Genomic DNA, 23215 nt, shown 5'->3' with positions numbered 1-23215 from the left:
TCAGCGAGCCAGCACGCGTGCCGACCCTCCCGCCCAGCAGAATGGGGATCGTGTCGGTCGCTCGGATCTTGATCGTCGAGGACACCGAGGCGATTCGCGCCGCGGTGCGCTCCGCCCTGCGTGACAACGGCTACGAGGTGCTGGCCCGGCCGGACGGCCGCGAACTGGAGGCCGACCTCGGCCAGTTCCGGCCGGACCTGGTGGTGCTGGACATCATGCTGCCCGGCCGGGACGGCTTCCAGCTGCTGGAGGTGGTCCGGCGGGCCAGCAACGCCGGCGTCGTGATGCTCACCGCCCGCGACGGCGTGCCCGACCGGCTGCGCGGCCTGGAAGGCGGGGCCGACGACTACGTGCTCAAGCCGTTCGTGCTGGCCGAGCTGGTCGCCCGCGTCGGCGCCGTGCTGCGGCGGCTGGGCCGCACCCCGTCGGCCGTGCAGATCGGCGATCTGCTGGTCGACGCCGACTCCGGGGTCGTGCTCTACGCCGGCTCGACCATCGACGTCACCGCCACCGAGCTGCGGCTGCTGTGCTACCTGGCCGCGCAGCGGGGGCGCGTCGTCAGCAAGACCCAGATCCTGACCAGCGTGTGGGGCTACGAGGACTACGACCCCAACCTGGTCGAGGTGCACGTCAGCGCGCTGCGGCGCAAGCTGGAGGCGCACGGCCCGCGGCTGCTGCACACCGTCCGCGGGCTCGGCTACGTGCTACGGGTCGGTGCCACGTGAGAAGCGGCTCGCTGCGGCTGCGGGTCACCCTGTCGGTCACGATCGCGCTCGCGGTCGTGCTCATCGGGCTGGTCGTGGTCGTCGACGCCCTGTTCAGCCGGCAGACCGTGCAGGACGAGACCAACCTGATCCGGGACCGCGTGCAGCTGGCCACCCAGCTGGAGAACAAGCGCCTCGTCCCGGAACAGCTCTACGCCCGGCTCTCGCTCGGCGGCCTCATCCTGGTGCGGATCACCGAGCCCAGCGGTCTCGTCCTGGAGCCGAAGGGCGCGCAGCCCGCCGCCACGCCCCCGCCCAAGACCGTCACCTACCGCAACGGCACCCGGATCACCTTCTTCGCCGACGCCGAGACCCGGCCGCAGGCCAACCTGAACCGGCTGCTGATCACCGTCGGCGTCTCCGCCCTGGTCGTCACCGCCGCCGCCCTGATCTTCATCGTGCGCTTCGCGCTGCGGCCGCTGGACCAGATGACCACCCTCGCCCGCTCCATCGCCGCCGGAGACCGGGGCCGGCGGCTGGCGCCCGAGCGCACCGACACCGAACTCGGCCGTACCGCCGCCGCCTTCGACGACATGCTCGACGGGCTCGAGGGCGCCGAGCAGCAGGCCCGCCGGGCCGAGGCCCACACCCGGCAGTTCGTCGCCGACGCCGCGCACGAGCTGCGCACCCCTGTCGCCGGCTTGCAGGCCGTCGCCGAATCCGTGCTCCAGCAGAACGCCGACACCGACCCCGAGGAACGGGACCGGATGCTGCTGCTGCTCGTCCGCGAGTCCCGCCGTGCCGGCCGCCTCGTCGACGACCTGCTGGCGCTGGCCCGCATCGACGCCGGCCTCGACCTCCAGCACGAGCCCGTCGACCTGCGCCAGCTCGCCGACGCCGAGGCCGACCGCACCCGCGTCCTGGCCCCCGAGCTGACGGTCTCCGTCGACGGTCCGTCGGCCGTGGTCTACGGCGACCACCAGCGGCTGGCCCAGGTGCTGGCCAACCTCGTCAACAACGCCCGCCAGGCCACCGGCGGCGAGGGCCACGTGTCCCTGACCGTCGGCGCCGCCGCCGGCTTCGCCCACCTCATCGTCGCCGACAACGGCCCCGGCGTGCCCGACGCCGACCGCGAGCGCATCTTCGACCGCCTCGTCCGCCTCGACGAGGCCCGCGCCCGCGCCTCCGGCGGCTCCGGCCTCGGCCTGCCCATCGCCCGCGGCATCTGCCGCGCCCACGGCGGCGACCTGCGCTGCGAACCCCCGCCCCCGGGCATCCCCGGCGCCGTCTTCCGGATCACCCTCCCCCTGGTGACTTCCATCGACGCCCCCACCGTCGCCTTCGTCCGGCCGTCGAACCCGTCGTAACCGGCCACCCACCTCTACGTCAATCAGGAAACCCGGCCGCCGCGGACCTCGCGTCGCCCGGTCAGACGGTGCGCGTCGGCTCCCGGTGACCTCGCCCGCTGTCGGCCCGGCCGGACCGGGGCAGTTGGCGAACACAATTGCGATTTAGCCGTCGCGAAATGGCCCGATGGCCTATTTTGGCAATGCGTGCGTTTCACCCCAACGAGTCTGATCTTGACGATACGATCACGTCATGGCTGGGGAGACCGATGACCCGCTGATGCTGGAGATCATGCGGCATCTGGAGGTCGATTGGGAGTGGACGCGCCACTTCGATCCCGATGACAAAGAGGGAATCGCGGGGGCACGGGCGGCCGGCCGCCGGGCGGGCCGCGCGCTCAAGCTGAAGATCACCACCGTCGCGTCGGCCAGCAAGGATGGTCGGGTGGTGGTGATCGTCGCCATCAATCAGGAGATGGATCCGGTCGAGAAAGAACGCATGGACCAGCGAGCTCTCCTGCTGATCGACAACGCGCTCCGGGAACTGTCCAACGGGCGATTCGACACCGAGTGACCCGATGTGAAATTCATTCACCCTTGAAAAACAAATAGGAACGCCCGCGACCGGCACGGTCACGGGCGTTCACGTTTGACGTGGGTTAGGGGTCCTCGCGGTCCAGACCCGCACCGTCCCAGGTGGTGTGCGTACAGGCGACGCCCCGGCCGTTCTTGGGCCGCAGCACGTCGTAGATGTGCATGCGGGGGATCTTGGACGACACGCCCCAGCCGCTGGGCCAGGTGATGACCCAGTCCATGTCGAGGTCGACGAGCAGCCCCAGCATGCGGGCGATGGTGGGGTCGTCGAGCCGTTCGAAGGCCTCGTCGAGCAGCACCAGCCGGAGCGGGGCCTCGTCGCCGCCGCTGGAGACGGCGTCGTAGAACGAGGCGGCGGCGGCGAAGAGCGTCACGTACGAGACGAGGCGGGTCTCACCGGAGGAGAGCTGGCGCAGCCGCCGCACCCGGGGCTTGCCGTCGGGACCGGAGTCGCGCACCCGAACGGTGAACGAGTACCAGGTCCGGTAGTCCAGCGCCCGGGCCAGGATCTCGGCGTAGCCGCTGGAGTGGGCGTCCCGCTCGGCCTCGATCCGCTCGGTGATCACCTGCCGCAGCAGGTCGTCCTGTTCGGACGTCCGGTCGGCCAGCGGAGTGCGCACCAGCTCCAGCGCCTGCTTGGTCCGGTCGTCCAGGGCCGCCGACGGCCGCCACTCCAACTGGACGTGCACGCCCTGGCTGGAACGGGCCTGGTCGAGCACGTCGTTCATGCGCCGGCACAGGTCCTCGGCGACCTCGATCTGCCCGCGCAGCCGCTCGGCCAGGTCCCGGATCAGGTAGTCGGCGAAGATCGACTGGTATCGCTCGCCGAGGAAGCCGCGCTGCTCGGCCAGCCGCTGCGAGACCCGCAGCGCGGCGTCGGCCACGGGGCGGGGGCCGTCCTCGCCGGTGACGGTCACGGTCAGCACGCCGCCGGCCGTCTCGGCCCCGATGTCGTGGGTGCCGGCCAGCGAGGTCTGGAGCACCTGGAGCTTGCCGATCACGGTGCCCTCGCTCGACCCCTTGCGGTCAGCGGCCCCGTCGATCAGTGCCAATGCGCTGTCGACGTCGGCCGCCGCCTCGACCTCGGGGAACGCCGCGGACCACACGCCCGGCGCGGCCAGGGCCTGCTCGAACGCGGCGACCGCACCGGCGGCGTCGCCCTCACGGCCGGTGAGCTGGGCCCGCTTGGTCTCCAGCAGCGTCTCCAGCTTGGTGGCCTGCTCCCGCAGCTCGACGACCTTCTCCCGGGACTGTGGCAGCTGCTTGCGCACGGCCTTGCGCTCGGCGTCCAAAGTGGACAGCTGGCGCGCGACCTCCTCGGCCTCGCCGCCGATCGCGGAGCTCAGCTCGGCCATCGCATGCGAGCGATCGGCGTACTCGACGCACAGCGCGTCGGCCGCCGACTCGGCCTCGGTCCGGTCGGTCAGCGCGGCGTGATGGTGCTGCATCGCGTCGATCAGGTCGATCACGGTCCGGGCGCACCGGCCGGCCAGCGCCTCGGCCAGTTGCTCGGCCGCGCCCCGCGCCTCCGAGGCCGCGCGATTCGCCCGATCGAGTGCTTCCGTGTCGACGGTGTCACCCAGCCCGATGCCCGCCTCGGACGCGGCCTGCACCAGCTCGGCCCGCGCCGCGTGCCACCGCTCGTCGCTGGCCTGGTGCTCGCCGCGAAGCTCGTAGGCCCGCTCCTCGGACTCCTCGGCCGACTCCTTGGCGTTGGTCAGCTTGGCGTGCGCGGAGATCAGCTCGCCGTCGTCCGGGAACGCCTCGACGTGCTGCTCCCACTGCGCCGCGTCAGCCCGAGCCGAGTCGCACAGGCGTTCCGCGTCGGCCAGCTCGCTGTGCAGCCGTTCCACCGCCGAGCTCAGCTCGGCCAGCCGCCGCTGCCGCGCCGCTTCCCGAGCACCGGTGCCGACGAACTCGGCGACCGGCTTCGTCTGCGACCCGCACAGCACACCGGCCCGCCACGCGCCGCGCGTCGACAACACGAGGCCGGGCGTCTGGGTGCCGGCCGGCTCGTCGGCGACACCGACCGCGGCCAGCAGCTTCGCCACGACGTCAGCCGGTACCGGGCAACCGGGCTCGGCCGCCGGGATCAGCACGTCAGCCAGCGTCCGACCGCTCGCGGCCGGGCCGGCCAGGGCGATCACCTCGGCCAGCTCCGCGTCGGAAACCCTGCCGGTGGTCGACACCTTCGCCGTCAACAGGCCGCTTGCCTGGAGCGCCGCCTCCAGCCCGGCCTGCTCGACCTCCGGCAGCGTCGGCACGAAGTCGACGAGCCGGTGGAACGCCGACGGGTCGGACTGCTCGTCCGCGCCACCGGAACGCAGCGCGACGACCTCGGCCTCGTACTGGGTGATCGTCGCCCGCAGATTGTCCAGCCGCTGCTCGGCGGCCACGACCCGCTGCCGCAGCTCGTGCGACTTCGGCGACGCCCACTGCCGAACGCTGTCGCGAGCCGCCCGCGCCGCGCCACGGTCCTCGACCAGCCGCTCCGCGCTCGGCGGCTGCGGCCCGTCCTCCGCGGCCCACCGCCGCGCCTGCTCCCGCCACACGTCCACGGCCGTCGCCAGCTGCTGGCCGGCCTCGTTGCGCCGGCCAGCGGACTCCGTGGCGGTCAGCTGGGCCTGCCGGGCCGCGCGGTGCAGCTCCTCGACGTCACGCAGCTGACGGTCCGAGGCCAGCGCCCGCTCGTGCAGCGACAGCGTCAAAGCGTTGCGGCGACGGGCTTCCGTGGCCACCTGCTCGGCCTGCCGGCCGGCGTCGCTCAGTGTGTCCAAAAGGGACTGTGGGTCGATCGCCGGCAACAGCCGTCGGTCGATGGTCTGCGGCTCCGCCTCCGGATCCGGCTTCGCCCGCACCCGATCCTGCGTCACCTGCGCGTCGGTCGGCGGCATCGGCGGCACCTTCGGGCACAGGTCGCCGTCCAGGCCCGCGATGGTCAGCCGCTCACGCGCGTGCCCCGCCAGTTCGTCGGCGCTGTCGATGTCCAGCCCGAGCCTTCGCAGCACAGCCAGCACGGAGTCGACCGCACGGTCCTCCTGCGCCCGCTGGCGGCTCGCGGTGTCCAGCGCCGCCTCGGCCGCCGACCGCGACCGGGCGACCAGCTGCTCACGGTCCTGGAGGTCGCGCATCCCGCGGTACGCCGGCAGCTCCTTCAACGCCTCGATCCGGGCGTCGAGCTGGCTGTCCTGGGCCTCCTGCTCGGCGACGGCCTGCTCCGCGGTCACCCGACCGTCCCGAGCTGTCCCGAGCTTGCGCTGCAACGACTCCAGCTCGGCACCCAGCGCCGTCAGGCTCTTGCGGCTGGCCGCCACCTTGTCGCCGAAGCCGCGCAGACTGGCCAGCGCGTAACCGGAGTAGGTGCCGAGGAACGCCGTCAGCGCCGAGTCCGCGGTGGTCAGCCGGGTGATGTTCTCCCGGATCGACTCCAGGTCGTCGAACGACGTGGCCAGCCCCTCGACCATCGCCGAGTCCAGCGGCGGCAGCGCGTCGGACAGGATCTGCTCCAGCTGGCCTTCCAGCACCTTCAGACCGACGTCCGGGTTGCGCAGCGTGCGCTGCAGGTGCAGCAGGTCGGCGTAGCGGGCCGCCGGCACGCCGTAGACCGTCTCGGCCACCTTCGCGCGGAACGCGGCGTCCTCGAACATGCAGTCCGCGCCGATCAGGTCACGCAGCTGCGCCGGCCCGATCGGCACCCGGTCCGGTCCGGCCAGCCGCAGGTCCTTGCCGACCCGGGCCGAGGTGACGAACCGCCACGAGTCGGTGATCTGCTGCGAGGTCTTGGACGCCTTCACGCCGAGGCCGCAGGTCAGGTACTCGTCCTCGCCGCCGGAGTCGTTCTCCCTGCGCAGCTCGATCCACGCGTAGCCGATCCGGTTCGGGCCGCCGTCGTAGTCGTCCAGCATCAGCCGCCGGATGCTGACCGTGTCGAAGCCCTTGGAGCCGAGCTGGCGCAGGTCGCCGTCCAGGCACAGCGGCAGCAGCAGCTCCAGGGTGCGCGACTTGCCAGACCCGTTGGTGCCCTGGAAGATCGCCCGCCCGCCGGAGAAGTCGAAGACCTGCTCCGCGTACTGCCACACGTTGACGATGCCGCCCCGATTCAAGGTCCATCGGTGCAGCGTCCAACGCTTGTCGCTCACAGTTCACCTTCTCCATCGAACAGGGACCAGCCGGGCTCTTCGGGTTCGGCCGGCGGTGGGGGCGGGGCGTTGCGGGCCGGTGTGTCGTCCGGCTGCGGCGCCCAGCGGTGCGCGGTCGGGGCGATCAGCCAGCCCTGCTCCGGGTCGTCGACCGCCAGCCCCATCCGGACCAGGAGGTCGAGCACGTCGGCGGTGAGCCGGTCCAGATCCTCGGTGGCCTGCCGGGACCACGCCGCCGGATAGTCCTCGACCAGCTGCGCGCAGATCACCCGGACCTGGCCGTAGGTCACCGGATGGCGGCCGTCGGGGCGGGGATCCGGCGGCTCGGCGTCGTCCTCGAACAGCTCCGGATCGGGGTCGGCGATCAGCTCCGGCAGCGCCAGCAGCGCGATCCGGGCGACCGTGCCGGAACCCGGGAACAGCACGTCGGTGAGGTAGTCCTCGGGGTCGGTGACCGCGACGCCCTCCAGCCGCGTCTCGGTGACCAGTCCGAAGCTGCGCTCCAGCAGCCCCGACTCACGGCGCTGGTTGCGGCGCAGCCACTCCACCTGATCGGGTGGCAGATCGGTCTGCAGCACAACGGGATTCTCGACGAGCTTGCGCCGCACCGCATGCTCCGCGCCCCGCGGCCCGGGCCGGGCGGCCAGCTCGATCAGGTGATCCGGGCCGGTCGCCTCCAGCAGCGGGCCGGACAGCAGCTGGCCGAGCAGGTCGGTGTCGATGGTGATCAGCGCCTCGGCCGGGCCGTCGGTGCCCCACGGCGCGACGGTGCCCTCGGTCTCAGTGATCACGCCCAGCGACAGCAGATGCCGCAGCGCCGCCGTCAGCGCGCGGCGGTCCGGCAGGTCGTCGGTGACGGCCACACCGGCCTCGACCGCGGCCGCCCGCACGTCTGTGACCAGCCGGGACAGCAGCACCTGGCGGCCGACGCCGGTCAGCGCGGCGATCGTCAGCGCGAAGTAGGTGTAGCCGCGGGGCGACAGCGTCGGCTCGCCACGGGTCGGGTCCACGCCTGGCCCCGGCTTGTAGAGCCGGGCGAAGCGGCGCTCCACCACGAGCCGGTACGCCAGCAGTCCGGCGAACAGATCCTGAAGCGTGATGCGGTGCCGGTAGACGAGCGGCAGCAGGTCGCCATCTGGTCCGTCAACACGCAACAAAGGCCGCCTCAGCAGCACGCGTGCGCAGCGCACGACGTTCGCCGCGTCGATGTCGGACAGGCCGTCGAGCACGTCCTTCATGCGCCGGCCTCCAGCGCCACCGACGCGTTGTGCAGGGTCAGCGTGCCGCCCGCGGTCTTGATGGTCGTCGTCCGGCCTTCCTCGGGAGTGACGGTCAGCTTCAGCCCGCGCACCGGGTCGGCCGCCGAGCCGACGTCCTCGGCCCGCTCGCGCTGCGCCATCGCCATCGTCAACAACTCGCAGAACACGTCGAGGGCGCCGTGCGACAGCGAGCTCTCCTCGATCGTCGGCGCGGCCTCGACCAGCTCGGTCACCGCCTCCGAACGCTTCTTGTCGACGGCGCGCGCGTCGGCCAGCAGGGCCTGTTCGGTGATCGGGTCGTCGACGATCCGGGAGGTGCGGCCCCGCGCGCCGCGGTCGCCGCGGCTGCGGACGCTCACTGTCACGTCGAGCAGCGGGCCGTCACGCCATGGGGTGTGTTCGTCGTCGCCGTCGTGCTCGGGCGACGGCAGCAGGTTGCGGGCTGAGTAGAGGCCGAACGCGGCGGCGTAGAGCGAATGCGCCTGGTCCGGGGTCGCGCCGTCGAACCAGCCGGCGAGCTTGAGCAGCTCGGCCCGGCGACCCGGCAGCAGTCCACCGCCGGAGGTCGCCCGCTTCACGCTGGCCAGCAGCGACCCGATCGCCCGGCCGGTCGCCTCACGCAGCGCCGTCACCTGACTGGGACGACCCGGACGGTCGACGAACCAGTCGGTCAGGTCCTGCCAGTCGGCGTTGGTCCGGCCACGGGAGCGCTCGATCGCCACGCCCAGGTCCAGGTCGCCGGAACCCAGGTTGTTGGAGCCCAGCGCGTTGGCCGGCCCGAGCAGCCGCAGCAGCTCGCTGCGGCCCCGCGCCAGCTGCCCCAGCGACTCCGCGATCGCCGGCGTGTGCCGCAGCACGTCCTCCACGACCATCTGGATGTACTCGACCAGCAGGTTGCGGAAGCCGGAGATCTCGTCCGGGGCCAGGTGGTGCCGGGTGACGATCTGGCCCAGGTAGGCGTAGAAGTCCCGGACCGTCACCGCGAGCTCGGCGTGTTGCAGGAACAGGGTTGTGACCTGCTCGGCCAGCGCCTCCCGGGCCCGCTTCGCGCCCGGACCGCCCTCGGTGAACACCGCGTCCGACAGCGACCGGCCCAGCTGGCCCAGGCCGCGCTCGATGGCCGGCAGCAGCTCGCGCGACACCTCGCGAGCGCCCTCGGGCACCCGCAGCAGCTCGTCCACGTCGCGCTGCACCCGGACGGCGAGCTTGCTGACCTGGTAGCGCACGCTGCCGTGCTGGAACTCGGCGATGCTGGCGGCGATCACCTCGCGCCGGCCCGGCACCAGGTTTCCCCACTCCACCAGCTGCTTGAGCCGGGCGATCACGGTCTCGATCCGGGACTCGCCCGGGTCGATCAGGCCCTCCCGCTCGGCCGCGGCCAGCTTGGCCGCCACCTCCCCGGCCGACAGGTCGGCCAGCAGCGTCGACGCGAACAGCCGCATCGTCGTCAGATAGGTGCGGTGGTGCTCGCGGGGCTGGAGGTAGGCGTACAGCAGCAGCCGGCGATCGGTCGTCTCCCCGCCCACGAGCGTGTCCTGGACGTGCTGCTCCTGCTCCACGGTCGGCCACATTAACCGGCCCACGGGCAGTGGCTGAGCGACCTGTCGCCGAACGGGTGATGACCAGGACTAAATCGGCGCTATCGCGGCCTTCATGCCAGGGGTAGCTGATCCTTGCGCGCCGGTGGGCCGCGGAAGCACCGTTACTCCACCATCTGGTCGAATGTGTGTTTGATAGAATTGGACTGTGCAGGCTAGATACCGCTGCCGGATCGACCCCGCCCCGGGGCAACGGGCGATGCTGGCACGCACATCCGGCTGTGTTCGGGTGGTGTTCAACGACGCCGTGCGGTGCCGGGACGAGGCGTATCGGGCGGGGGAGAAGGTCAGCTCGACCGAGGTTCAACGCAGGGTGATCACCCTGGCCAAGGCCGGTGAGGACCGGGCATGGTTGGGTGAGGTCGCCAGTGTGGCGTTGGTGCAGTCGGTGCGGGACGCCGACCGGGCATTTCGGAACTGGTTCGACTCGATGGCCAAGCGCCGCAAGGGCCGCCCAGCCGGGCGTCCGAGGTTCAAGTCTCGCAAGGACAATCGGCAGTCGGCCAGGTTCACCCGTAGCGGCTTCACGCTCCGACCGGGCGGCCGGCTGTATCTGGCGAAGATCGGCGACGTGCGGGTCCGGTGGTCCCGCGGGCTGCCGTCCGAGCCCAGTTCAGTCACGGTCATCCGCGAGCCGGACGGCCACTACTACGCCAGCTTCGTGGTCGAGGTCACCCCGACACCGCTGCCGCCGGTCGACCGGGAAGCGGGCCTGGACCTGGGCATCGCCCGGCTGGCGACGCTGGCTGCCAGCGACGGGCAGCGGGTGGACATCCCCAACCCGAGGCACCTCGCCCGCAAACATCGCACGCTCGCCCGCCTGGAGCGGGAGAAAGCACGCCGCGCCAAAGGCGGCAAGAACCGGGACAAGACGCGTCGCAAGGTCGCCATCCAGCACGGCAGGGTGGCACGCGCGAGGCGGGACTACCACCACAAACTGGCCCTCACGCTGGTCCGCGAGAACCAAGCGGTCCACGTGGAGGACTTGAACATCACGGGCATGGTCCGCAACCGGCGGCTGGCCCGCGCGATTTCCGACGCCGGTTGGGCGCAGTTCGTGCGGCTGATTGAGGAGAAGGCCGAACGTCACGGCCGCACGGTGCACAAGGTCAGTCGCTGGTTGCCGAGCTCGAAAACGTGCTCGGCGTGCGGGTACGTCATGGACGGCATGCCGTTGCGCGTGCGTGTGTGGAGCTGCCCCGGGTGCGGTGCCGCGCACGATCGGGACCACAATGCCGCGAAGAACATCCTCGCCGCCGGGCAGGCGGAGAGGCTAAACGCCCGTGGAGCCCGTGTGAGTCCATCCGCGAGGGTGGCGATGGGTGATGAAGCGGGAACCACCCCAGACGCGGCGTAGCCGCGTGGGAATCCCCATGCCTTCAAGCCGGGGAGGATGTCAACAGGCGATAACGTCTAGGATCTGGCGACGGGGAATGACGGGGGTCTGGGGAGTGAACGCGGCGAGAGCGGTCGGCCTGCTGCTCGGCACGGCGGCCGACGCGGTGTTCGGGGATCCGCGGCAGTGGCACCCCGTGGCCGCGTTCGGCACCACCGCCGCCGCGCTGGAACGGGCCGTCTATCGGGACCACAAGGTGCCCGGGATCGTGCACAGTGCCCTGCTCACCGGGGGTGCCGTGGCCGCGGGCGTGGCCATCGAGCGGATCGGGCGGCGTCGGCCGCTGGTGCAGATCGCCACCACCGCGCTGGCCACCTGGGCCGTGCTCGGTGGCGCGTCGCTGGCCGCCGAGGGCACCGCCATGGGCCGCTCCCTGGACGCCAGCGACATCGACGCCGCCCGGGAACGCCTGCCAAACCTTTGCGGACGCGAACCGTCGAGCCTCGACGCCGCAGGGCTCGCCCGGGCCACCGTCGAGTCAGTGGCCGAGAACACGTCCGACGCCGTCGTCGCCCCGCTGTTCTGGGGCGCGGTCGCCGGCGTGCCCGGCCTGCTCGGCTACCGCGCCGCCAACACGCTGGACGCGATGGTCGGCCACCGCTCGCCCCGCTACGCCAAGTTCGGCTGGGCCGCCGCCCGGCTCGACGACCTGGCCAATCTCGTCCCGTCGCGGCTCGCCGCCGTGCTCACCTCGGCGTCCGCCCCGGTCGTCGGCGGCTCGTGGCGAAGCGCGTGGCAGACCTGGCGGCGCGACGCGTCGGCGCACCCGAGCCCCAACGCCGGCCAGGTCGAAGCCGCCTTCGCCGGCGCACTGGAGATCCGCCTCGGCGGCCGGACCGTGTACTCGCACGGCACCGAGGAGCGCCCGGTGCTCGGCCACGGCCGCAGTCCCGACGCCGGCCACGTCACCCGGGCCGTGGAGCTCTCCCGCGTCGTCGGCTTCGCCTCGGCCGCGGTCTCGGCGGTGCTCGCCCTGGCCATCGGCCTCCGCCGCCGTCGTCGGGGCTGAGTGCGGCTACTTGGACTCGACGGCGCCGACCGCGTCCGGGCCGGTGGTCAGCGCGTCCTGCGCCCGTTGCCAGGCGTTGTCGCCGGGGTGGAACTGCGTCCGCAGGTAGGACGCCGTGAGCTCGGCGACCGCGGCGACCTGCTCGGGCTTCTCGGCCTCGAGTTGCGCGGTCTCGGCCGAGTCGTAGCCCTGGATCCCGCCGAGCAGGTGCCCGCCGCCGAAGACGGTGAGCAGGGTCTTGGCGCCGGGGGCGAGGTGGTACGGGTCGTAGTGCCAGCTCGGACCCATGTCGGTGAAGTGCTTGGGGTCGTCCTGGTCGCCGGCGACCACCAGCGCGGGCTGGACCATGGTGGAGAAGTCGACGGTGCGGACGAACGGCACCTGGTCGGCCATCGGCCCGTTGAGGACGTCGCCCCGGCCGGTGCCGGCGAGCACCACACCCTGCTTGATCCGCGGCTCCAGGTAGCTCACCCGCTCCCCGGTCTCGGGGTCGGTGACCCCCGCGCCCAGCAGGATCTCGGCCGTGAAGCCGCCCATGGAATGCCCGGCGACCGCGATGTGGTCGTGGTTGATCCGACCGGCGAGCAGCGGCACCGTCTTCTCGATCTCGTCGAGCCGGTCCAGGATGTGGATCATGTCCTCGGCGCGTGAGCGCCAGAACAGCGGCGCGCCGGGGGCGGATTCCCACAGATGGCTGTGCCGTCGGGAGCTGAGGTGCGTGGGCTGGACGACCACGAACCCGGCGGCCGCCCAGCGCGCGGCGATCGGCGCGTAGCCGTCCTGCGAGGCGAGGTTGAGGGCGAAGCCGTGACCGTGGGAAAGCAGGATGACCGGCAGGTCGCCGCCGGTCTCGGGCGCGGTCACCCGTAGCGAGAGGTCCACCGGGCGTCCGGGCACGGGCAGTGTCACGGGGTTGTAGGACAGGACCGGGGTGGTGGCGTTGGCCATGGTGAGTCGTCCCCTTCGAGCGGACCAGCAATCGGAACGTTGCTCCGCTTAATTTACGGAACGACGTTCCGGTTATCAAGTGGAGCGCTGTTCCGGCTTTGTCGCTGTGTGCTGTCCGACCGAGGTCAGGGCTGGGGCGTCACGTTCCTGGCGCAGGCGGGCTAACCGCGCGCGGCCGCCGCCTCTGCACGTTCGCGGGCCTCGTCCTCGGCCAGGATCTCGGCCACCGACTTGCGCTTGGGCTTGGCCGAGTTGTCCAGCGCGCCACCGGGCCGGGCCTCGCGCCAGCTGAAGTAGCCCCAGCCGAACAGGGCCATGGTGCCGAAGATGATCCACTGGAGCGCGTAGGAGAAGTACGGCCCGTCGTCCAGCTGCGGCAGCGGGATGGCGCCGCCGCCCTTGACCATGCCGGGCTGGTTGTCGCTGAGCTGGTAGTAGCCGGGGTCCAGCCGCACGCCGGTGGCCTGGGCGACGGTGCCGGAGTTGATCGAGTAGATCTGCCGCTTGCCGGTGTCCAGGAAGCTGGGGCGCTTGTCGGCCGGCTCGTCGGCCTGGGCCCGGGCGGTGATGGTGACCTGCCCGGTGGGCGGCGCGACGTAGGTCGGCACCGACTTGCCGGCCTGGGGCGGCTCGTAGCCGCGGTCGACCAGCACGGTGCGGCCGTCGATGAGCTTGAACGGCGTGACGATCTCGAACGCGGGCTCGCCCTGCACGGTGCGCAGCCGGGCCATGGCCTCGCCGGCCGGCTCGTACGAGCCAGTCATGGTGACCAGCCGCCACACTGCCCGGCTGGACGGCTCGGCGCCGGCCGGCACGAGCTGCCCGACCGGCACCGGCTTGCTGGTGAAAGAGGCGGTCAGCGCGGCGTTCTGGGCCTGCTGGTCGGCGTTGCGGCTGAACTGCCACGGAGCCAGGATCGTGTAGCACGCGGCGGCGAACACGAACACCACCAGCGTGAGCACCAGCCAGTTGGGCTGCAGCAGGAACCGGAACCGCACCACCCCACGGTATGCCTCACCCGGTCGTGAGCTCCAACCGGTCGAAGGCGACGGAGTAGCCCGGACCGTCCGGAGAGGCGCACATCACCCCGGCCAGCGTCGGCGCCGCCGGCGGGTAGTAGGCCAGCCGCAGCATGGTGGTCGGCTCGTCGCCGTCCACGCCGTAGCGCACGGTCACGGCGTCACCCGATCGCTCGATCTCGATCGAGACCTGATCGGCGGCTTCGATCGGAGTGACCGACCAGTCCGACAGGCCTCGGGTCACCACGACGCTGGCCTGCTGCTGGCCGTCCACGTACTCGACGCCGGTCTTGATCCAGTTCTCGGCGTCGATCCGCAGCATCGCGCCGGCCTGGTCGTACTGGTGCGTGTAGGCCCCGGCGAACCGGGTCCGCAGCCGGAAGTCGCCGCTCACCTCGCGGGCCAGCACGTGCCCGGTGTCGCGGATGAATCCGTAGTGCGTGACACGCCAGAAGTCGGTGTCCGGGTCGGTGCGCACGGTCAGCGCGTCGCCCGCCGACCACGACTTCGGTTCGTTCAGCCACTGCCAGCCGGTCACGTCGATCATGCCGTCGATCCTCACAGTTCGAGGGCTCGCCGCGCAGCCGTCACGGCCTGATGTGCATACGTTCGGCCGAACAGTTCGACGTGCACAAGGAGCGGAAAGAGTTGGTGCAGCGGGATCCGGCGCTGCCAGCCGGCGGCCGGTGGCGACTGCGAGACGTAGCCGAGAAGTACCCGGTCGAGGTGCGGACACCCGAACAGGTGGAGCATGGCCAGGTCGGTCTCGCGGTGCCCGCCGTGGGCGGCCGGGTCGATCAGCCACACTCGGCCGTCGGCCGCCCAGTGCACGTTGCCGCTCCACAGGTCCCCATGCAGCCGGGCCGGCGGCTCCTCCGGCCCGGCCAGCTCCTCGATGCGGTCGCAGACCTGCTCGAAGACGGTCTTCTCGGCGCTGGTCAGGGCGGCGGCCCGGGCCAGGTACGGAGCGATCCGGTGCTCCGCGTACCAGCGCGGCCAGTTCGGTTCGGCGGCGTAGTCCATGGCCGCCAGCCCGATCCAGCCGTCGGCCGGAGCCCCAGGTGGGGCCTCCCCGAAAGCGTTTGCGCCTGACGCGTGCAATGCCGCGAGCTGGCGTCCGAACCGCTCGGCGGCGGCCGGCGAGGAGGCGCCGGGCTCGATCTGCTCGATCACGAGCCAGCGGTCGTCATGCCCGCGCACGCCCGGCACCGGCACCGTCCCCGACTCGGCCAGCCAGGCCAGGCCGGCGGCCTCGGCGGCGGCGCCATCCGTCTGCTTCGCGACGACGAGATCGCCGTCGGCCAGCTCGACCTCCCACACCGACGACGACAGTCCGTGCACGGAGACCGGCTCCAGGCCGGTGATCTCCGCCACGGCGTCGGTCACAGGTTGTCGCGAACCCATGCCAGCAACCCGGGCGACGCGGCCTCGACCATGGCCAGCACCTCGTCGAATCCCTCCGGCCCGCCGTAGTACGGATCCGGCACGTCGAGGTCGTGGCCGGCGTCCGGGTCGAACGACCGCAGCAGCCGCACCCGCTCCGGGTCGTCGGCGATGCGGCGCAGCGCCCGCGCGTGCCCGCTGTCCAGCGCGACCAGCAGGTCCGCGCCGAGGTGCCGGTCGTCGACCTGGGCGGCGACGTGGTCGGTCGGGTAGCCGTGCCGGGCTAGCGTCCGCCGGGCCCGCTCGTCGGCCGGCTCGCCCACGTGCCACGGGCCGGTCCCGGCGCTGTTGACGTCGACGACGTCGGCCAGCCCGGCCTCCCGTAGATGCTCGCGGAAGACCAGCTCGGCCATGGGGGACCGGCAGATGTTGCCGGTGCAGATGAAGCTGACCATCACACCCTTAGACTTCCACGCGATGACCGGCCAATCGATCTCGCGTGCGCTCCTGCGCCACCACGGGGACGTCGACGCCGAGCCTGGTCTGGTCGACTACGCCGTCAACGTGCGGCTGACCCGTCCGCCCGGCTGGCTCCGTGAGCGGCTCGCCGCCGCGCTCGACCGCCTCGGCAGCTATCCGTCCGCCGCTGACCACGCCTCCGCCACGCAGGCCGTCGCCGACCGTCACGGCGTGTCCCACGATCGGGTGTTGTTGCTGAACGGCTCGGCCGAGGGATTCGCGCTGCTGCCGCGGCTGCGCCCCCGGCTGGCGGCGGTGGTGCACCCGTCGTTCACGGAGCCCGAGGTGGCGCTCACCGATGCCGGCGTCCCGGTGCACCGCGTGCAGCTGTCGCCCGAGGACGGCTACCAGCTGCGCTCCGAGCTCGTGCCGGAGAACGCCGACCTGGTGGTCATCGGGAACCCGACCAATCCGACCTCGGTGTTGCACCCCGCTGCCGAGCTCCTGGCGCTGGCTCGCCCGGGCCGCACAGTGGTTGTCGACGAGGCGTTCATCGACGCCGTGCCCGGTGAACGCGAATCGCTCGCCGGCAGCGAGGCCGACGGCCTGCTCGTGTTCCGCAGCCTGACCAAGATGTGGGCGCTGCCCGGCCTGCGCGCCGGTTACGTGCTCGGCGCGCCGGATCTGCTCGCGCGGCTCGCGGCGCACCGCCCGCAGTGGCCGGTCGGCACGCTTACCCTTGAGGCGTTCCGCGCGTGCAGTGAGCCGTTCGCGGTCGCCGAGGCCGAACGCGCGGCCGTCGAGTTTGAGACGCAGCGGGCCGAGCTGATCCGGGCGCTCGCGGAGTTGCCTGGCGTGCACGTCAACGAGCCTGCGTCCGCGCCGTTCCTGTTGCTGGCCGTCAAAGACGGCTCACGGGTGCGGCTCGCGTTGCGGGAACGCGGCATCGCGGTCCGACGCGGCGACACCTTCCCCGGGCTGGACGCCGACCACATCCGGGTCGCCGTCCGCTCGCCCGAACAGTCCGAACCCCTGTTGACTGCCTTGCGTGAGGTGCTGGGATGACCGCAACCGTCGGTGACGTGGTTGCCGCGTTGGAACGTGCCTACCCGCCGGAGTTCGCCGAGTCGTGGGACGCCGTCGGCCTGGTCTGCGGTGATCCGGCCGAGCCGGTGGAACGCGTGCTGTTCTGCGTTGACGTCGTCGAGGCGACGGTCGAGCAGGCGCTGGAAATCGGCGCGCAGATGATCGTCGCCCACCACCCGCTGCTGCTGCGAGGTGTGCACGGCGTGCCGGCGAACGACACCAAGGGCCGGACCGTGCACCGGCTCATCCGAGCCGGCATCGCGCTGTTCTGCGCGCACACCAACGCGGACTCCGCCGATCCCGGCGTCTCCGACGCGCTCGCCGAAGCGCTCGGCCTCACCGTCGACCGGCCGCTCGACCCGCACGAGCCCGGCAGCCGCACCGGCATCGGCCGGATCGGCACGCTGCCGGCCGCCGAGCCGTTCTCGGCGTTCGTGCAACGAGTCGCCGACGCGCTCCCGCCCACCGAGTGGGGCGTGCGCGCGGCCGGCGACCCCGACCGGATGATCCGCACCGTCGCCGTCTCCGGCGGCGCCGGCGACTCCTGTCTCCGCCACGCCACCCGGGCCGGTGTCGACGCCTACGTCACCGCCGACCTGCGTCACCACCCGGCCGGCGAGCACCTCGAACACGGCGCTGACCAGCCCGCACTGGTCGACGTCGCCCACTGGGCCAGCGAATGGCCCTGGTGCCAGCAGGCGGCGGACGTCGTGTCCGCCGCGCTGACGGGTACCGTCGACACCTTCGTCTCCACCCGCCGGACCGATCCGTGGACTCTGCACGCGCGGAGCACCGACCGGCATGATGCTCAAGGGGGCACCCAGTGAAAGCTGACGCCGCTGTCCAGCGCAGGCTGCTCGACCTCGCCGAGGTCGACGCCGAGCTGAGCCGGGTGAACCACCGGCGGCGCACGCTGCCGGAGCTGGCCGAGATCACCGCTTCCGAGCAGACCGTGCAGGCCAAGCGGGACGCGCTGGTCGCCGTCGAGACCTCGCTGGGCGACCTGGACCGCGAGGCGCGCCGCCAGGAGACCGAGATCGAGCAGGTCCGGGCCCGCGAGGACCGGGACCGCAAGCTGATGGCCGACGGCAACGTCGGTGCCAAGCAGCTCGCCGACCTGGAGCACGAGCTGGCCACGCTGCAGCGCCGCCAGGGCGTGCTGGAGGACGACCTGCTGGAGCTGATGGAGCGGCGCGAGGCCGTCGAGGGCGACACCAACCACGCCCGCGTCGAGTTGGAGAAGGCCCAGGCCGCCCTGTCCGACGCCCAGGGCCGCCGCGACAGCGCGCTTGCCGACCTGGACAGCACCGAGGCCAAGCGCGTCGCCGAGCGCGAGATCATGGTCAAGCAGTTCCCGGCCGACCTGCTCGGCCTGTACGAGCGGGTGCGGGCCCAGCGCGGCATCGGCGCCGGCCTGCTGCGCGGCCGCCGCTGCGGCGCGTGCCGGATCGAGATCGACCGCACCACCATGTCGAAGATCCAGTCCGCCGCCGCGGACGACGTCGTGACCTGCGACGAGTGCGGCGCGATCCTCGTGCGTACCTCGGAGTCCGGTCTGTGAGGGTCACCGTCGAGGCCGACGGCGGGTCCCGGGGCAATCCCGGTCCCGCCGGCTACGGCGCCGTGGTGTTCGACGCCGACACCGGCGACGTGCTGGCCGAGCGCAAGGAAGGTGTCGGCCACACCACCAACAACGTGGCCGAGTACAAGGGCCTGATCGCCGGCCTCGCCGCCGCTCGCGACCTCGGCGCCGACACCGTGGCCGTGCGGATGGACTCCAAGCTGGTCATCGAGCAGATGTCCGGCCGCTGGCAGGTCAAGCACCCGGCCATGCAGCCGCTCAACGCCGAGGCCAAGCAGCTGGCCGCCGGCTTCGCCCGGATCACCTACGAGTGGATCCCGCGCGAGCGCAACAAGCACGCGGACCGGCTGGCCAACGAGGCGATGGACGAGCAGGCCGGCATTGAGCGTCCCGCGGCCAAGCCGGCCTCGACCAGCGCCGCTTCGACCAGCGCGGCCAAGTCCGTTGCCCCTGGTTGGACCGGGGCTCAGGGCACGCCGACCCGGTTCCTGCTCCTGCGCCACGGCCAGACGCCGCTGACCGTCGAGCGCCGGTACTCGGGCCGCGGCGAGATCTCCCTCAGCGAGCTCGGCGAGCAGCAGGCCGCCGCCGCGGCCGCCCGGCTGGCCAAGGTGGCGGACATCGCGGCCGTCGTCGCGTCGCCGCTGACCCGGACCAGGCAGACCGGCCAGGCGGTGGCCGCCGCGGTCGGCGTCGAGCTCACCACCCACGACGGCCTGATCGAGGCCGACTTCGGCGACTGGGAGGGGCTGACCTTCCGCGAGGCCGCCGAGCGCGATCCCGAGCTGCACCGGAGCTGGCTGTCCGACACCTCGGTGGCCCCGCCCGGCGGCGAGAGCTTCGACGTCGTGCACCGTCGGGTGCGCCGCGGCCGTGACGACCTGATCAGCAAGTACGGCGGCAGCACGATCGTCGTGGTCAGCCACGTGACGCCGATCAAGAGCCTGCTGCGGATGGCGCTGGACGCCGGCCCGTCACTGCTCTACCGGCTGCACCTGGACACCGCGTCGCTGTCGATCGCCGAGTTCTACCCCGACGGCAACGCCTCGGTCCGGCTGGTCAACGACACCTCCCACCTGGGCTAGCGGCCACCTGGGCTAGGAGGCGACGGCGAGCTGCGTGCCCAGCGCCTCGTCGAAGCCTTCGAGCGCGTTGTCCACGGCCGCCCGCGCGTCGGGGGCGATCGCGCCGCCCTCCTCGCCGTACTGGATCAGCCGGTCCAGCACGAAGCAGCCGGGCACGAGCCGGTCGGCGCCCATCGACGTGAGCAGCGGCCGCAGGGCGTAGTCGATGGCCACCAGGTGACCCTGGGTGCCGCCGGTGGCCAGCGGCAGCACGACCTTGCGGGCCAGCGCGTTGTCGGTGAGCAGGTCCAGGAACGCCTTGACCAGGCCGCTGTAGGCGGCGCGGTAGACCGGGCTGGCGACGATGACGCCGTCGGCCCGGTGCAGCATGCTGACCGCGGCCCGGATCGCCGGATGCTCGGTGTTGGACACCAGCAGCGCGGACGTCGGCAGGTCGCGCACGTGCAGCGTCTGCACCTCGTGCCCGCGCGCGACCAGCCAGGAGTCGGTGTGCGCCAGCAGCACGCCGGTTCGGGAGTCCGGCGATGGGCTGCCGGAGAGCAAGAGCACTGTCGACATGGCGACCTCCAGGGGCGCCCCGGTGCGCCAGCGGCAGCTACCGCACCGGGGCAGGGGAGTGGATCGGGTCAGCTCGCGTGCACCGGTTCGGGCGTCGCCGCCGTCTTGTCCAGGTCCGCCTCCAGCTCGCGGACGATCGGCAGCACCTTGCTGCCGAAGTACTCGACGTCCTCCAGGTAGTGCAGGAAGCCGAGCAGCATCAGGTCGACGCCGCGGCGCCGGTACTCCACGATCCGGGTGGCCACCTGCTCGGGCGTGCCGATCAGCCGGGTGCGGAAGCCGTCGTTGTACTGGACCAGGTCCTCGAACGAGGAGTCCTGCCACATGCCGGTCTTGTTCCCGGTCGACTGGCCGGCTTGCCTCACCGCCGAGCCGAATCCCTCGACCGCCTCGACATCGGCCTTGGCCACGATTTCCCGCAGCACTTCCTTGGCCTCGGCCGCGGTGTCGCGGGCGATGAGGAAGCCGTTCAGGCCGAATCGGACCCGGCGATCGTGCTGCGCGGCGGTCGCGTTGACCTCGGCGATCTGCTCGCTGATCCCGTCGAAGTCCTTGCCGTTGCTGAAATACCAGTCGGACACCCGGCCGGCCATCGCGCGGGCGGCCGTGGAGTTGCCGCCCTGGAAGATCTCCGGATGCGGCCGGCCCTCGCTCGCGAGCGGTTTCGGCTTCAGGTCGAAGTCGTGCAGCCGGTAGAAGTCGCCGCTGAACTCGGCGTGCTCGGAGGTCCAGATCTCCCGCAGCACCCGGATGAACTCCTCCGAGCGCCGATAACGCTCGTCGTGCTCCAGCCAGGGCTCCCCGAGCTTGGTGAACTCGTCCTTGAACCAACCGCTGACCACGTTCACCGCGGCCCGCCCGCCGGACAGGTGGTCGGCCGTGGCCAGCAGTTTCGCCAGCACACCGGGCTGCCACAGCCCCGGGTGCACCGCCGCGATCACCTTCAGCCGCTCGGTGGCCAGCAGCAGGGCCAGGCTGAAGCTGGTCGACTCGTGCTGGTAGGCCGCGCCGTAGCTGGCGATGTAGCGGACCTGGCTCAGCGCGTACTCGAAGCCGTTGTTCTCAGCCAGCACCGCCAGTTTGCGGTTGTAGTCGTAGCCCCAGTCGGTGCGCTGCTCGATCTTGCTGACGACCAGTCCGCCGCTGACGTTCGGCACCCAGTAGGCGAATTTCACGGGCTCGTATCCGGCGTGTTCGGACAAGGCTTCTCCAGAAATTTGTGTCGTACACAGAAGAAACCCGCGCGGGGTCACGGGGGAATTGAGGAGGATCTACCAGGTTCGACAGCCGCTGGCCGCGACGCGGACGAAATCCACGTGACGGCGACGAGTGAGTCGGCAAACCGCGACCATGCAGCGAGTAGAGCACGGGGTCCAAAAGGGGTCAACGCGTCCGCGAACCCATTCCAGCCCCTGGGACACCCGCGTACTAGGCTGGCCCACGCGGACGAGTCGGCGGGGCGGCCGCGTCGGCGGGCCTGGTGTCCGCCGCCGAGGAAAGTCCGGACTCCACAGGGCAGGGTGGTTGCTAACGGCAACCCGGGGCGACCCGCGGGACAGTGCCACAGAAAACAGACCGCCCGGGCGCTCACGAGCGGCCGGGTAAGGGTGAAACGGTGGTGTAAGAGACCACCAGCACCCCGGGTGACCGGGGTGGCTAGGTAAACCCCACCCGGAGCAAGGCCAAGAGGGCGCCGCGTGCGGCGCCTGCGCAGGCGATCGAGGGCGGCCCGCCCGATGCCTGCGGGTAGGCCGCTGGAGCCTGCCGGCAACGGCAGGCCGAGATGGATGGCCGCTGCCCGGTCTGACCGGGTACAGGATCCGGCTTACAAGCCGACTCGTTCGTTACATGGCCCCGCCTCCGGCGGGGCGGGCCCGGCCCCTTTGGGGCCGGTGCCTCGCCCTTGCCGGATTTCGCCCGCCGCATCCAGTTGGGCGGTGGGGCGCGTCGGGTGGCGGCGGGCGAAATCCGCCAACCGGGCGAAGCACCGGCGGGGCCGGGCCGACTCCTCTGTCGGGGGCCCGAGCAACCTACTAATCAGTAGGGCTACTTACCGGTGTGGGCGTACTTCAGGCTTCGGGCCAGTCTCTGGGGCGGCCGACGGGGAGGCGCATGACCGGATCGAACGGTTGGCCCGAGTTGAAGCGCTCCTCCAGCTCGGCGACCCGATCGGCCACGGCCGGGTTGACGATGTCGGCGAGGCTGCGGACGCCGGCCTCCGGAGTGTGCGTGGCCAGGTGGGCGGCGGCGGCCCGGGCGCGGTCCAGGACCTCCTGGTCGAAGTTCACGGTGCGCTGGACCCGGCGGCCGCTCACCCGCCCCCGGCCGGTAGCCTGTCCGCCGTGCAGCGGGGCGTCCTCGCTCAGGTCTAGCTCGGGTTGGTGGGCCATGCGAACATCCCTGCTTGAGGAGGGGTGAGCCGTCCGTCACCGAAGTCGAGCGGCGTGCGGGCCGCATCGGGAGGAACGTCAGCCGAACAGGTCAGGTCCGTGACGGTGTTACGGTAGTCGAGACACACTGTGTGATGACCTTTGTCGCAAGCGGGTGAACTGTTCCGGCAAGCGGGAGAATTCCGTGTCACGTGTTCTCCATCCGGCCCTCGCCACCGATGATGGGTGGAGCCAGATTAGACGTAATACGCGGTCGAGGGGAACGTTTTGGATCAACCCAGGGCGCTGACGACCCCTACACCCGACGACGCCACTCGTGCTGTACTCGCCAGCGCCGACCGGGGGCGCCCCCCGGCAAGTAACGCTCCACGCACTCCGGAGTAGGACATGACCGCCAGCAGCCTCATCACCGTCGTGGCCGACACCCCCCTCAAGACCAACAACATCCAGGCCTGGATCACCGGCAACCTGGTGCCGCTGCTGTTGCTCGCGGTGGCGCTGCTGCTGCTCTGGCTGGGCGGCGGCAAGGGCGACAACGCGGGCGTCATGCGCCGCATCGGCGGCGTCATCGTGGCGCTGGCGATCATCGGCATCGCGATCACAGGAGCGGGCGTCGACATCGGCAAGTGGCTCGCCGGCCTGTTCACCGGGTGAGCGGGC

At 71.7% G+C, this 23215-nt stretch carries 21 protein-coding genes and 1 other RNA gene; 11 read left to right on the top strand and 11 right to left on the bottom strand.

Translation table 11 applies throughout. The features are described from left to right. Window positions 1–41 precede the first annotated feature (41 nt). The 3 genes from JJ691_RS33665 (at window position 42) to JJ691_RS33655 (ending at window position 2624) form a co-directional block, all read left to right on the top strand. Window positions 42–725: a response regulator transcription factor gene (locus tag JJ691_RS33665; protein ID WP_211763599.1), complete on the top strand. Its 684-nt coding sequence runs from the start codon at window positions 42–44 to the stop codon at window positions 723–725. Next, window positions 722–2071: a sensor histidine kinase gene (locus JJ691_RS33660; RefSeq protein WP_211763598.1), complete on the top strand. Its 1350-nt coding sequence runs from the start codon at window positions 722–724 to the stop codon at window positions 2069–2071. The genes JJ691_RS33665 and JJ691_RS33660 overlap by 4 nt, the downstream gene beginning before the upstream one ends. Before the next feature lie 232 nt (window positions 2072–2303). Beyond that, window positions 2304–2624, top strand: a complete 321-nt coding sequence (locus JJ691_RS33655) for a hypothetical protein (RefSeq protein WP_211763597.1) — start codon at window positions 2304–2306, stop codon at window positions 2622–2624. Window positions 2625–2709: 85 nt separating this feature from the next. Here JJ691_RS33655 and JJ691_RS33650 read toward each other — a convergent pair whose 3' ends face one another. From JJ691_RS33650 to JJ691_RS33640, 3 genes are read right to left on the bottom strand one after another with little or no spacing between them, the layout of a single operon-like run. Beyond that, window positions 2710–6783 (bottom strand): TIGR02680 family protein, encoded by a 4074-nt coding sequence (locus JJ691_RS33650; protein WP_249227184.1) that lies wholly within the window; start codon window positions 6781–6783, stop codon window positions 2710–2712. Further along, window positions 6780–8021 (bottom strand): TIGR02678 family protein, encoded by a 1242-nt coding sequence (locus JJ691_RS33645; RefSeq protein WP_211763596.1) that lies wholly within the window; start codon window positions 8019–8021, stop codon window positions 6780–6782. Before JJ691_RS33645 ends, JJ691_RS33650 begins: the two co-directional genes overlap by 4 nt. Beyond that, a complete protein-coding gene (locus JJ691_RS33640) occupies window positions 8018–9601 on the bottom strand; it encodes a DUF2397 domain-containing protein (protein ID WP_249227183.1) in 1584 nt (527 codons plus the stop codon). The genes JJ691_RS33645 and JJ691_RS33640 overlap by 4 nt, the downstream gene beginning before the upstream one ends. A 187-nt stretch (window positions 9602–9788) precedes the next feature. Here JJ691_RS33640 and JJ691_RS33635 point away from each other — a divergent pair, with 187 nt between their 5' ends. Together JJ691_RS33635 and JJ691_RS33630 are read left to right on the top strand one after the other, a co-directional pair. Then, complete coding sequence (locus JJ691_RS33635) at window positions 9789–10997, top strand: RNA-guided endonuclease InsQ/TnpB family protein (protein WP_211763595.1); 1209 nt, start codon at window positions 9789–9791, stop codon at window positions 10995–10997. A 94-nt stretch (window positions 10998–11091) separates the two neighbouring features. Next, on the top strand, window positions 11092–12045 hold the full coding sequence (locus tag JJ691_RS33630) for a cobalamin biosynthesis protein (protein ID WP_211763594.1): 954 nt from the start codon (window positions 11092–11094) through the stop codon (window positions 12043–12045). A gap of 6 nt (window positions 12046–12051) precedes the next feature. On the opposite strand, the gene JJ691_RS33625 is transcribed toward JJ691_RS33630, so the two are convergent. The 5 genes from JJ691_RS33625 to JJ691_RS33605 all read right to left on the bottom strand — a co-directional run bounded on the left by JJ691_RS33625 (window position 12052) and on the right by JJ691_RS33605 (window position 15850). Next, on the bottom strand, window positions 12052–12993 hold the full coding sequence (locus tag JJ691_RS33625) for an alpha/beta hydrolase family protein (RefSeq protein WP_211763593.1): 942 nt from the start codon (window positions 12991–12993) through the stop codon (window positions 12052–12054). A gap of 161 nt (window positions 12994–13154) precedes the next feature. Next, entirely contained in the window at window positions 13155–13991 is an 837-nt protein-coding gene (locus JJ691_RS33620) for an SURF1 family cytochrome oxidase biogenesis protein (protein WP_211763592.1), read from the bottom strand. Window positions 13992–14007: 16 nt separating this feature from the next. Beyond that, entirely contained in the window at window positions 14008–14559 is a 552-nt protein-coding gene (locus tag JJ691_RS33615) for a DUF1349 domain-containing protein (RefSeq protein ID WP_211763591.1), read from the bottom strand. Window positions 14560–14570: 11 nt separating this feature from the next. After that, window positions 14571–15416 (bottom strand): fructosamine kinase family protein, encoded by an 846-nt coding sequence (locus tag JJ691_RS33610; RefSeq protein WP_211763590.1) that lies wholly within the window; start codon window positions 15414–15416, stop codon window positions 14571–14573. Then, window positions 15395–15850, bottom strand: a complete 456-nt coding sequence (locus tag JJ691_RS33605) for a low molecular weight protein-tyrosine-phosphatase (protein WP_211763589.1) — start codon at window positions 15848–15850, stop codon at window positions 15395–15397. Before JJ691_RS33605 ends, JJ691_RS33610 begins: the two co-directional genes overlap by 22 nt. Before the next feature lie 22 nt (window positions 15851–15872). Between JJ691_RS33605 and cobC the strand changes: the two genes are divergently transcribed. The 4 genes from cobC to JJ691_RS33585 are packed head-to-tail and all read left to right on the top strand — an operon-like array spanning window position 15873 to window position 19607. Continuing rightward, window positions 15873–16919, top strand: a complete 1047-nt coding sequence (gene cobC / locus JJ691_RS33600; protein WP_211763588.1) for an Rv2231c family pyridoxal phosphate-dependent protein CobC — start codon at window positions 15873–15875, stop codon at window positions 16917–16919. Continuing rightward, window positions 16916–17767, top strand: coding sequence for a Nif3-like dinuclear metal center hexameric protein (locus tag JJ691_RS33595; protein WP_211763587.1), 852 nt, complete (start codon window positions 16916–16918; stop codon window positions 17765–17767). The genes cobC and JJ691_RS33595 overlap by 4 nt, the downstream gene beginning before the upstream one ends. After that, a complete protein-coding gene (locus JJ691_RS33590; protein WP_211763586.1) occupies window positions 17764–18501 on the top strand; it encodes a zinc ribbon domain-containing protein in 738 nt (245 codons plus the stop codon). Before JJ691_RS33595 ends, JJ691_RS33590 begins: the two co-directional genes overlap by 4 nt. Continuing rightward, window positions 18498–19607: a bifunctional RNase H/acid phosphatase gene (locus JJ691_RS33585; RefSeq protein ID WP_211763585.1), complete on the top strand. Its 1110-nt coding sequence runs from the start codon at window positions 18498–18500 to the stop codon at window positions 19605–19607. Before JJ691_RS33590 ends, JJ691_RS33585 begins: the two co-directional genes overlap by 4 nt. Before the next feature lie 12 nt (window positions 19608–19619). Here JJ691_RS33585 and ssuE read toward each other — a convergent pair whose 3' ends face one another. Both ssuE and sfnG read right to left on the bottom strand, forming a co-directional pair. Continuing rightward, on the bottom strand, window positions 19620–20165 hold the full coding sequence (gene ssuE / locus JJ691_RS33580) for an NADPH-dependent FMN reductase (protein WP_211763584.1): 546 nt from the start codon (window positions 20163–20165) through the stop codon (window positions 19620–19622). Window positions 20166–20233: 68 nt separating this feature from the next. Next, a complete protein-coding gene (sfnG, locus tag JJ691_RS33575; protein ID WP_211763583.1) occupies window positions 20234–21367 on the bottom strand; it encodes a dimethylsulfone monooxygenase SfnG in 1134 nt (377 codons plus the stop codon). Window positions 21368–21612: 245 nt separating this feature from the next. On the opposite strand from sfnG, the gene rnpB reads away from it, so the two are divergent. Continuing rightward, an RNA gene (gene rnpB, locus JJ691_RS33570) (RNase P RNA component class A) lies at window positions 21613–22009 on the top strand. Window positions 22010–22234: 225 nt separating this feature from the next. Here rnpB and JJ691_RS33565 read toward each other — a convergent pair. Continuing rightward, window positions 22235–22555: a ParB family protein gene (locus tag JJ691_RS33565; RefSeq protein WP_211763582.1), complete on the bottom strand. Its 321-nt coding sequence runs from the start codon at window positions 22553–22555 to the stop codon at window positions 22235–22237. A 387-nt stretch (window positions 22556–22942) separates the two neighbouring features. On the opposite strand from JJ691_RS33565, the gene JJ691_RS33560 reads away from it, so the two are divergent. Continuing rightward, complete coding sequence (locus tag JJ691_RS33560; RefSeq protein WP_211763581.1) at window positions 22943–23209, top strand: hypothetical protein; 267 nt, start codon at window positions 22943–22945, stop codon at window positions 23207–23209. Window positions 23210–23215 lie beyond the last annotated feature (6 nt).

The sequence above is a fragment of the Kutzneria sp. CA-103260 genome (genome assembly GCF_018263855.1).
GTDB lineage: Bacteria > Actinomycetota > Actinomycetes > Mycobacteriales > Pseudonocardiaceae > Kutzneria.
Note: the sequence above shows the minus strand (reverse complement) of the source record. Positions and strands in the feature narration are given on the sequence as shown.